Origin of the sequence: Microbacterium sp. 71-23 (genome assembly GCF_001897265.1) — a bacterium.
GTDB lineage: Bacteria > Actinomycetota > Actinomycetes > Actinomycetales > Microbacteriaceae > Microbacterium > Microbacterium ginsengisoli.
Window position 1 is genome coordinate 1 of record NZ_MKSL01000001.1, and the last position, 3,131, is coordinate 3,131.

The 3,131-nt window shown below is 72.7% G+C and carries 3 protein-coding genes; all 3 read left to right on the plus strand.

The genetic code is table 11. From position 1 onward, the window contains the following. Positions 1–319, plus strand: a 319-nt coding sequence (locus BGO15_RS00005) for an NUDIX hydrolase (RefSeq protein WP_502689132.1), incomplete at its 5' end; no start/stop codon positions are given. A gap of 2 nt (positions 320–321) precedes the next feature. Further along, positions 322–1,680: a quinolinate synthase NadA gene (nadA, locus tag BGO15_RS00010; RefSeq protein WP_286746408.1), complete on the plus strand. Its 1,359-nt coding sequence runs from the start codon at positions 322–324 to the stop codon at positions 1,678–1,680. Beyond that, positions 1,677–3,131, plus strand: a 1,455-nt coding sequence (gene nadB / locus BGO15_RS00015; protein WP_286746411.1) for an L-aspartate oxidase, incomplete at its 3' end; no start/stop codon positions are given. The genes nadA and nadB, both read left to right, overlap by 4 nt.

Here is a 3,131-nt window from a genome sequence, read left to right on the forward strand (position 1 = left end):
CCTCCCCGCCCTCGCGTTCGACCACAACCAGATCGTCGAGTACGCGCTCTGGCGCCTGCGCAACAAGGTCGGGTACTCGCGCATCGCGCACGGGCTCCTCCCCGAGGAGTTCACCCTCGCCGAACTGCGCGAGGTGTACGAATCGGTGCTCGGCCGCCGCCTGGACCCCGCCAACTTCCGGCGGCAGGTGGAGGGCTCGCAGAGCCTCATCCCCACCGACCGCTTCCGCACGGGCAGCCACCGGCCCGCCCGCCTCTACCGCAACAACCAAGACGTCGAGCTCGCCGAGCGCGGGCCCCTGCCCCACGGAATCGAGTGATCATGAGCGCTGTCAACGTCGCGATCCGCCCCCGCCCCGCCGAGCCGGTCGACCCGTCCGTCGATCACGAGATCCAGGCCATCGTCAGCGGCCTGTCGACGGCCGCGACCTGCACCACCGACCTGGCCGCGGGTCCGTGGGACTTCGACATCCGCCCCGGCTACGGACCGGGCTCATCCATGGGCGACGTCATCCCGACGGGCTCACCCCGTCAGGGCGAGTTGCCGCTCGAGTACCGCGCGGCATCCGAGGAGGAGCTCGCCGATCGCATCCGCGCCGCGAAGCGCACCCTCGGCGATCGCGTCGTCGTGCTCGGCCACTTCTACCAGCGCGAGGAGGTCATCGCCCACGCGGACTACGTCGGCGACTCGTTCCAGCTCGCCAACGCGGCGCAGGCACGCACGGGCGCCGAGGCGATCGTGTTCTGCGGCGTGCACTTCATGGCGGAGACCGCCGATCTGCTGTCGACACCGGACCAGGCGGTCATCCTCCCCAACCTTGCAGCCGGCTGCTCGATGGCCGACATGGCCGACATCGATCAGGTGGAGGAGTGCTGGGAGCAGCTCGCCGATGTGTACGGCGACATGGATGCGGCCGACGCCGACGGTCGGGTGCCGGTCATCCCCGTGACCTACATGAACTCCTCTGCGGCGATCAAGGGCTTCGTCGGACGGCACGGCGGGATCGTCTGCACGTCCTCGAATGCGCGCACGGTGCTCGAGTGGGCGTTCGAGCGCGGCCGTCGGGTCCTCTTCTTCCCCGACCAGCACCTCGGCCGCAACACCGCCAAGGCAATGGGGGTCCCCCTCGAGCAGATGCCGATGTGGAACCCGCGCAAGCCGCTCGGAGGATCGTCCGAGGACGAGCTCCGCGATGCCCGCGTCATCCTGTGGCACGGCTTCTGCTCGGTGCACCGTCGCTTCTCGGTCGACCAGATCGAGAAGGCGCGCGCGGAACACCCCGGCGTGCGGGTGATCGTCCACCCCGAGTGCCCGATGGCGGTGGTGGATGCCGCGGACGAGGCCGGCTCCACCGACTACATCCGCAAGGCCATCGAGGCGGCGACCGAGCCGACCACCTTCGCCATCGGCACGGAGGTCAACCTCGTCCAGCGCCTGGCGGCGGAGCATCCGGAGCACGAGATCTTCTGCCTCGACCCGGTCGTCTGCCCGTGCTCGACGATGTACCGCATCCACCCCGGCTACCTCGCGTGGGTGCTCGAGGGGCTGGTCGACGGAGAGGTCCGCAATCGCATCACGGTGCCCGCGGACGTCGCCGAGCCCGCGCGCGTCGCGCTGGAGCGTATGCTCGCGGCCAAGCCTCCGGCAGCGCCCGCGTCGGCGTGGGAGAACGCCTCATGAGCTCCGCCGTGCGCGTTGTGGTGGTCGGGAGTGGCATCGCCGGACTGACCGTCGCCCTCCACGCCGTCCAGCACGGGTGTCGCGTCACGCTCGTCACGAAGGACGTGCTCGATCACGCGAACACGCGGTTCGCGCAGGGCGGCATCGCGGGCGTCATGTTCGCGGACGACCGCGTCGAGGACCACATCGCGGACACGCTCGTCGCCGGGGCGGGCCTCAGCGACCCCGCCGCCGTGCGCGTGCTCGCGGAGGAAGGTCCCGCGCGGATCCGCGAGCTCGTCGACCTCGGCGTGGCCTTCGACCGCGACGGCGAGGGCGCGTTCGTGAAGGGACTCGAGGCCGCGCACTCCTACCCCCGCATCCTCCACTCCGGCGGGGACGCCACGGGCACGGCCATCGAGAAGGCCCTGGTGGCCCGACTCCGCGCGAGCGACGTCCGCGTCATCGAGCACGCGTTCCTCGTCGACCTCCTGGTCAGGGATGGGCGGGCGCGCGGCGTGCGGCTCCTCGTCGGTGATCATCCCGCCTCCGCGGACGCGCCCGCGGTCGAGGGAATGCTCGAAGAGGTGGCGGCGGACGCGGTCGTCCTCGCGACGGGCGGCGCCGGGCAGCTCTACGCCCACACCACCAACCCCAAGGTCGCGACCGGTGACGGCATCGCCGCCGCGCTGCGGGCCGGCGTCGCGGTCAGCGACCTGGAGTTCGTGCAGTTCCATCCGACCGTGCTCGCCGTCGGTGACGCGTTCCTCGTGTCGGAGGCCGTGCGCGGCGAGGGGGCGACGCTCATCGACGAGGACGGACGGCGCTTCGCGTTCGACGCCCACCCGGACGGCGAGCTGGCGCCACGGGACGTCGTCGCCCGCGCCATCGCCGCGCGCATGCAGGAACAGGGCGGCCGTCCCGTGGAGCTCGACGCCACAGCCCTGGGCGGCGACTTCCTCGCCCGGCGCTTCCCCACCATCGACGCCGCCGTCCGGGCGCGCGGACTCGACTGGGCGCGGCATCCCGTCCCGGTGACTCCCGCCGCGCACTACCTGATGGGCGGCGTCGACACCGACCTGCACGGGCGCACGAGCCTCGCCGGCCTCTACGCGGTGGGCGAGGTCGCGCGCACCGGGGTGCACGGCGCCAACCGGCTCGCCTCGAACTCGCTCCTCGAGGGGGCGGTGTTCGGCGCCCGCGCCGGAGACGCGATCGCGGCGGACGCGGCGGCGGGAGCCTGGCCGGCAGCCGTCCCGGCACCCAGCGCCCGCGCGACCGACGCCGCACCGGCGGCCGGCGTCGCCGACGCCCCGGCCTTCTCGCGTGATGCCCTGCAGGAGCTGATGTGGGCGGACGCCGGCCTCGTGCGTGATCGCGCGGGCCTCGGTCACGCGGCATCCGTCCTCGCCGCCTGGCGCGCCCAGCGGCGCCACCCCCGGACGGAGCGCGAGTTCGAGGACGAGAACCTC